This is a genomic window from Niallia sp. MER 6 (assembly GCF_023714395.1).
Classification (GTDB): Bacteria; Bacillota; Bacilli; order Bacillales; family Cytobacillaceae; genus Niallia.
The window spans coordinates 55288-61699 of sequence record NZ_JAMAUK010000027.1; the positions used below are offsets into that span (position 1 = coordinate 55288).

General features: G+C 35.3%; 9 protein-coding genes. 1 reads left to right on the top strand and 8 read right to left on the bottom strand.

Annotation, left to right across the window (positions count from 1 at the left end; translation table 11 throughout):
• Nucleotides 1-4 precede the first annotated feature (4 nt).
• The 4 genes from M3600_RS22635 to M3600_RS29095 form a co-directional block, all read right to left on the bottom strand.
• A complete protein-coding gene (locus tag M3600_RS22635) occupies nt 5-427 on the bottom strand; it encodes an acyl-CoA thioesterase (RefSeq protein WP_267913290.1) in 423 nt (140 codons plus the stop codon).
• An 88-nt stretch (nt 428-515) separates the two neighbouring features.
• A complete protein-coding gene (locus M3600_RS22640) occupies nt 516-686 on the bottom strand; it encodes a hypothetical protein (RefSeq protein WP_233314001.1) in 171 nt (56 codons plus the stop codon).
• 92 nt (nt 687-778) lie between these two features.
• Nucleotides 779-1522, bottom strand: coding sequence for a hypothetical protein (locus M3600_RS22645; RefSeq protein WP_251647703.1), 744 nt, complete (start codon nt 1520-1522; stop codon nt 779-781).
• Nucleotides 1523-1806: 284 nt separating this feature from the next.
• Nucleotides 1807-1935, bottom strand: coding sequence for a hypothetical protein (locus M3600_RS29095; protein WP_267913291.1), 129 nt, complete (start codon nt 1933-1935; stop codon nt 1807-1809).
• Nucleotides 1936-2057: 122 nt separating this feature from the next.
• Between M3600_RS29095 and M3600_RS22650 the strand changes: the two genes are divergently transcribed.
• Complete coding sequence (locus M3600_RS22650; protein WP_233314004.1) at nt 2058-2204, top strand: hypothetical protein; 147 nt, start codon at nt 2058-2060, stop codon at nt 2202-2204.
• A gap of 282 nt (nt 2205-2486) precedes the next feature.
• Here the strand turns inward: M3600_RS22650 and M3600_RS22655 are convergent, their stop codons facing one another.
• The 4 genes from M3600_RS22655 to M3600_RS22670 all read right to left on the bottom strand — a co-directional run bounded on the left by M3600_RS22655 (nt 2487) and on the right by M3600_RS22670 (nt 6030).
• A complete protein-coding gene (locus M3600_RS22655) occupies nt 2487-4829 on the bottom strand; it encodes an AAA family ATPase (protein ID WP_251647705.1) in 2343 nt (780 codons plus the stop codon).
• Nucleotides 4830-4974: 145 nt separating this feature from the next.
• Nucleotides 4975-5118, bottom strand: a complete 144-nt coding sequence (locus tag M3600_RS22660; protein WP_127741263.1) for an acid-soluble spore protein N — start codon at nt 5116-5118, stop codon at nt 4975-4977.
• 76 nt (nt 5119-5194) lie between these two features.
• The gene (locus tag M3600_RS22665; RefSeq protein ID WP_233314006.1) at nt 5195-5326 is read right to left on the bottom strand and encodes an FbpB family small basic protein; all 132 of its coding nucleotides are present in this window, start codon (nt 5324-5326) and stop codon (nt 5195-5197) included.
• 188 nt (nt 5327-5514) lie between these two features.
• Complete coding sequence (locus M3600_RS22670) at nt 5515-6030, bottom strand: TlpA disulfide reductase family protein (protein ID WP_233314007.1); 516 nt, start codon at nt 6028-6030, stop codon at nt 5515-5517.
• Nucleotides 6031-6412: the final 382 nt, after the last annotated feature.

A 6412-nucleotide genomic window follows, 5' to 3' on the forward strand; every position in this document is an offset into this window, starting at 1 on the left:
ACGGTTATTTCTTTTTTAGCTCCTCATACTTTTGGAACCATTCCGGAAAGGTCTTTTTAAATGATTTAGGGCGGAAGCTATCTTTACTGACAATGATATGGGTAGTCGTACCCTCTACACAAAGATCTCCTTGCTCATTTACAATCTGATATCCATAAACCGTTTTAATGCCATCATTTAAGTCTATCCATGTTTTCACATACGCTTTTTCTCCGTATCTTAACGGCTTCTTATACGTAGCCTGTACATCATAGACAGGAGCGAAGTACCCAGCATCCTCCATCGCTACATAGCTATAGCCAATATCCTCTATCAGCGCTGTTCTGCCGCGCTCAAAAAACTTTAAGTAATTCGCATGATACACGACACCCATCATGTCGGTATCTGCATAATCGATCTTTAAATCTAGTTTATGTACGTATTCCAAATCTGCTTGCACTTCCTTTGTATTATTTCTTCCTTATTAATATTATGGTTAATTCAGCAACTAATCAAGGAAAGTGCCACCTTCAACATTACTCCGCAACCATCCTATTAATGAGCTCTTGCATTTTTTTTGTCAAATTTACTTCTTTCCGCAACAGCTCTTTATATCCTTTTGCCATTACAGGCATGTTCTCCATCTGAATGGAAAGCTTTTTAATCTCCATTTGCAAGAGCTTATACTCTGTATCTAAATCAGTCATATTCCCCTCCATATAACTAATCAAATCTATCTACCTTGTTTCTACAGTTATTAATATGTATTCATGTTAAGCGTTTTAAACAGCATAGCGTGTTATGTATTTACTGCCATCAAGCTTGTTATCTTTCCAGTAAGTCTATCCATTTTCAGTGAAACCCCAATCATTTGTGTAGAACTTACTTCTACAAATGCATTAATGTAAAAAACATTCTCTTTTCCCCGCTTGACTGATTCAATTATATATTCGTCTCCCAGCAAATAACCGCCAACTAATTTACCTGCTTCTTTCTCTGTGATTTTTGCAGTATTCATTGCCTTACTAGAAGAATCTGTATGTTCCATATAGTCAAGATTGTTAATCTTCCATTGACCCTGCTCTTTTTCTGCCTCTATTGTATAGATTAGGAGCATATTATTGTATGACGTTTGTGCCGTCTCCACGATAATCTTATTTTTTGAATGATCTTTCACGATGAAATGCTGCTGATAATCAAAATCTGCTGGGAAATTACCACCTGTAGGGACAGTAAATTCTACTGAATTAAGCTTACTTATGAAAGCTTCCGTAAAGTAAGGCTGCAATGCCTGTTTAAAGGGTTCCATAGTAAGGTGCTGATTCTGTTCTGCATAGTCTTTGGCCAATTCTGCCAGCTTATACGATTTCTCGCTAATATCTTTTATTTCAGCAACAGACAATAATTCAGTGTCAGAAACATTAACAGTATCCAGTTCTCGCCGTTCGACATTACTATTACTATTACTATCCTTTACGCTGTTTCCATATAATAATAATAATGTACAGCTAAATACGATACATAGCATCAATCTTTTTCTCAAAAAAACGAACTCCTTCCCCATGGACAAATGTTATATTTATCCATTTTACCATATTTTAATGGAGAGAAGTCCATCGAACTTAGATAGTTTTAAGTTCTCTTAGACAGCTGTAATGATTTCTTTCACCTATTTTTTTTATAAGCTTCATACGATTTTTATGTAGATACGTTTGACATTTTTACTTATTAATATTACCTTAATAATTCGAAATAAAAAACACCAAAATGGTGTTTTTTATTTCCCGAATATACCTTAGCTCGCACTATTATGTAAAGCTTTAAGTATTAGGGAGCTTCTCCACTTTTTTCTTTGCTGTTTTCCTCTCTTTTCTCATCTTCCACTTTCCCTTCTGCAACTAGCTCTGTCCAATCTGTTTCTACTATTTTCTTCTGCAGCTTTTCAATGAGACCCATAATTCTTTACTCCTAGTAGTTTATTTTGTTATAATTATAAATACCCACTTAATGGAAATAAAAAACAATATTTTATAGGTTATATCGTTATTTTTGGTACTATCTATCTACAAGGAGTTAGAATGATGATTAAAGATGATGAAATGCTTTTATTCATTAGACATATATATTTTCTAGTGAATGAGTGTAAAAAATGTGAAGATTACGAGATGAAAAGCAAAATAACAGATGAGATTTATTTCTTCGGTGAACTATTGGAGCAAAAATAAGCTGAATTTGTGAAAATGTTAGCATTCACTATTAGTCAGACCTCATACAGTGCATTTTTAACCTCTCAAAACATGATATAAACAACGCTAATCCCCACACCACCAACAGCTGTTGGTTTAAATTACCTTTGTTATTTGCTTTTAAAAAAAGTACAATAAAGTCTGCAGTTTTTCACATAAACTACACACCTGAGATAAAAACTGCTGATTTTGACTATCCTTATGGGATAGTCCTTTTTTATATAAAAAAGCGGCTGTAAAGACAGCCGCTTTTGTTTACTATTATGATTGCTTTGTATTTGCACTGTTGCTGAAGGAATCTAGTGCATGAAGCATATCTGCTTCTGTAAGAATAGAATAATCAAGGCTATCATCATTAGCTTCCATGATTCGCAATGCCTGCATCTGGACAGCTTCATCTACAAGATTAGTCGCAAATCGCCCATTTCCATTTGAGTTAAATGACGCAAGCTTTGTCTGAAGGGCAAGCTTCGCATTATTTTCTAACTGATAGTCATATTTTGCCGCATAACCTTCCATTATTTGAATCAATTCTTCACTATTATAATCCTCGAAATGGATAAACTTCTTGAAGCGTGATGTTAAACCTGGATTGCTTTCAAGCAATGCCTTTGTTTCATCAGGATAACCGGCCAAGACGACAACAAGATTTTCATTATGCTTTGTCATTTCCATCACAAGTGTGTCGATAGCTTCTTTGCCGAAATCTTGATTAGATCCTGACAATAGAGAATATGCTTCATCAATGAATAGAACGCCGCCTAATGCTTCTCTGATCTTCTTTTTCGTTTTAATCGCCGTTTGGCCCACAAATCCTGCTATAAAATCCGCTCTGCTTGCTACTACGAGATGCCCACGCTTTAAAATCCCGCAATCCTTTAAGAACTGGGCATAAAGCTTAGCAACTGTCGTTTTTCCTGTACCTGGATTTCCCGTAAATACAGCATGAAGCTGGATAGGCAAGTTCTTTTTAGAATTCGTTCGTCTGACTTGCTGAACTTTAACGAATGAAATAATTTTTTTCATTTCATCCTTTACCTTTGTCAGACCAATCATAGAATCAAGTTCTTCAGCTGGATTATCTGAAGCCTCCTCCTCTGACGCAGCAAAATCATTGCCGTCAAGCAAGGTATATGTGAGGAACTGCTTGTTTGATTGTGCTTGAGAACCTTTGTTAAAAATCGCATCTAGGACAATATTTTTAACTGCACGGGCATTGCCGAAGCTTTCATCAACCTGTTCCTTTTCAAGGCGCAGCTCTAATTGCTGTTTGCCTTCTTCACTGATGACATAATCATTGTCATTGGCAATTTTTTCTCCGATAGCAACAAGTTCCTCTGCAGAATAATTAGGTAAATGAATAAAGTTAGATGATGGAAAACGGCTGCTTAATCCATGATTGCCGTCAAGGAACTGTCTCATCTCTTCCGGATAGCCTGCTAATATAACAGCAAACTTCCCGCCGAATTCAGAACTAGTCATTAAGGAAACCAATGTGTCAATCGCTGTTTGTCCGTAATCATTGCCTTGTCCATCTCTGTTTAAGCTGTAGGCTTCATCAATAAACAGCACACCGCCAAGAGATTGCTTTACAACATTGCGCACATTTTCCTCTGTCTGCCCCATATAGCCTCCGACTAGCTGGGATCGGTCTGTTTCAACAACCTCCTGACTAGGCAGCACACCTAGTTCATAATAAATTTTAGCCATTAACCGAGCCAATGTCGTTTTTCCTGTACCAGGATTTCCTGTAAAAATCATATTAAGACTTAATTCATCCTGAATGGTGAAACCGAGCTTTTTCCTTGAGTTTTGATACTTTAAGAATTGATAAAAATCCTTTACTCTATTTTTAACTTTCTCTAAGCCAATCATTTGTTGAAGCTGTTCTAAGGCTGAGGTTGTTTCCGCTTTTGCCTCGCTTGAGTCTTCCTCTTTAAAAATGTTCAACCAAGCAGCCTTTAACTCATTAAGCTCTTCAATCAGCTTTTTAACACTGTCATAATAAATAGATGTATGAAAAACACCGCTTATTGATTCTTCATATTCTTCAGATGATTGCAGAAGCTGAGATGTTTTTTGCGTTACTTCATCCAGCAATGTAATAATTTCTTTGTACTTAGTCACAGCAAGTGTATTATTAAAAATAGATGCTGCTGCACTGTTTTCTGTTAATTTATCGTTTTCATCATCAATCATATCAAGAAACTTCCGGCAGTTATTAATATACTGTTCTGCAATTTTCCTTTTCGCTGTCCGGTTATCTGTCTCTCTAATCGCAGGGAAATTAAGCATGTCCAACAGACCTTCATAGTTTTTCCAGTCGTTTTGGGAAAGGTATTTATTTGCCTCTTTATTACTTGAATCTAAATCTTTCGCCTTTTTAAGCCATGCTGTTGCAATTGAATCCTTTTCATTTGCTTTTAATCGGGAGATTGCCGCCATTGTTAGCAATCGGGAGACAATCTCTGGCTTCTCGGCTTCATTTAATGATTGTATCGCAGACAAAACTGCTTTTTCGTTGTTAATAGTACCTGTATTCTTAAATTCCTCTTCAAGAGAAGCAATTGTTTGACTGACTGTATTTTCGAATTTCTTTTCCATTATCTACTTTCACTTCACTTACATATAAGTTTATTTACATCTTCTTATAGTATCATAATCGTGAATATTCGTTAATGATTTAAGCTGTTTTCCTTCGTTTATACATACAAAAAGCTTCTGCACATATGTACAGAAGCTAAAAAGTTTATTCACCTTTTGTTTGGATCACTTGGGCATGCTGACCTGAAGTATCCTGCATTTTTTTGCCTTTATTGCCGCCGAAACCTCTCGATTTAGTTCCAATATGGCTAGGCACAAAATGCTTGCTGTCTTTTTTTGGATTGCTCATCATTCATCCCCTCCTTTATATAAAGTTTGCACTATAAAGGAATGGATGATGTGTGGCAAAATTTTTCACTAATTGATTATCTTGCTTTTTTCAAATGTTTTTTTTCAATGCGCTCTTCAATTTTCTCAATTGCTTCTCTGTCTCGAAGCAATTGCAGTTTATTTTCTGACACTAGTTCCTGAAATGACCGTTTACGAGGTTTTCTCATCTCTTTTATCTCCTTTATCCTTTTATATTTTCATAATTCCCAAAATTGGCTGTTTTTAATACGCATTTGAAGAAATTCTTTTAAAAGTTTGAAAAGTCATTGTTTTCTGAAAACAATACTCATATGTATACTTTTGATACGCTCTCATTATACGTGATGTCCATATAGTTGTAAAGCGCTTTCAGAAATTATTTCTTCCTTATTAACTCCCTCATTATCTCTAATGACATGACAGAATAGTATTTATTGACAATAACTCCTTTCTCGTCAATTAAAAAAGTAGTGGGAATAGTGATTACCTTATACATTTCATTTACCTTATCTTGTTCATCCAGCACGACAGGAAAAGTAAGCTTCATTTTTTTTATATAATCAGCAACGTTTTTGGGAGCTCCGCCATCAATATTTATTGCCAGTATCTCTATATCTCCCTTTTGTTCTTGAAAAAACTTCTCGATTTCCGGCATTTCCTGTCTGCATGGCGGACACCATGTTGCCCAGAAATTGATCATTACTTTTTTACCTTTTAAATCAGAAAGCCGCACTTTTTGCCCTTTCATATCCTTCAAAATAAAGTCAGGTGCGATATTTCCAATATTCACTCCAATATTTTTTCCAGTGCCTTCGGCAGAAGCTTTTTGTATATCAACCAGTAAAAGGCTTACACTAACAAGGATACATAAAAATACGATTATTTTTTTCATCAAGACCACTCCTATAATCATTTCTTACATTTAAGTTTTCCATTTTTATTTTAATTACGATGTTTATTTTTGGAAGGGACTTTGAATGCGTAAAATTATAAGGTTATAGGAATGAGTAAAATCAGCATATTTCATGCCTGACACGTCGTCATTTAAAACTCATTTGTTTCCTGTCCCTTACACCTTATCAGGTATAGACAGAAAAATATATAGGATATAATAAATGCTGCGAATATTGTCATAAATTAGGATTAAAATAAGAAAAACCGGGCATAGCCCGGTCCTTTTCATGGTTAGAGAATATCCGATAATTTGTACTCTATGCCATGTACCCCTTTATAATACTCAGGATACATTTCACCCCCACATTTTTCACATGCAA